1 pseudogene is annotated in these 824 nt (G+C 45.4%); it reads right to left on the bottom strand.

The features are described from left to right. Positions 1-813, bottom strand: a pseudogene (locus tag A3763_RS29030) (PEP-CTERM system histidine kinase PrsK); the annotation flags it as partial. Positions 814-824 lie beyond the last annotated feature (11 nt).

Here is an 824-nt window from a genome sequence, read left to right as displayed (position 1 = left end):
AACAATTTTCAACAGGTCGTAATTCTCCCAGTTTAGGTCAATCGTTGCGATGGGTTCACATAGCAAGACTAATCCGGATAGGTTTTCACCGACCCCAAGGGGCAGAATCAGCCATGGGTGCTCGAGGTGAAGCATGCTTTCCGGAATTTCGATCAGCTTATATTTGCTTGGGTCTAGCATGTATTCATCGAGGTTGATGATCCAGTCATTTTGGGTGAAGAAGGTTATTAGCTCGGAATGATGGTCGATGTCTCCGAACTTTGCATCAGGTAGGTGGTATTGTGCTTTGGGTTTGAATAAACCTTCCTCGTCTTTAATCCAGATCGCGCCCGACTGGCTCCCGACCAAGTCGCCAAGGATTTTTATCGCCTGTAGTGATGGAGGGTGGGAGGTATCTGTATCAGAAAGCGCGCGTGTACTCTTGATCCATTCGTCGCGATAGTCGTATTTATAGTCGAAAAAATTCTTACTAATAAAAACCATTATACGTGCGCGTAGAATTGGAGAGCTAATTAGAAGTATTAATGTTATTAGGCCGATTACGATAAACAGTATTCGTAGAGCTTCACCCCACGTGCCACCAAATACACTGATATAGTAGCCACCGGCAGAAATTAAGATAAGGTAGATTCCGGCGACCACCAGTGTTGTCGAATGGAAAGCCATTTGACGTGAGACGTGCATTCCGATGACTTGTTTTTGGTTGTTCATTAAAGTCAACGCGATAAAAGGAGCGGCCAGGGCATTAATTGCGCCGCGCGTTTCCCATAGTGGGGCGGATAACTCGCGAAACAAGAGTGCATCTGAATACATAAAGAAGTCGT

Source organism: Oleiphilus sp. HI0128 (genome assembly GCF_001635365.1).
Note: the sequence above shows the minus strand (reverse complement) of the source record. Positions and strands in the feature narration are given on the sequence as shown.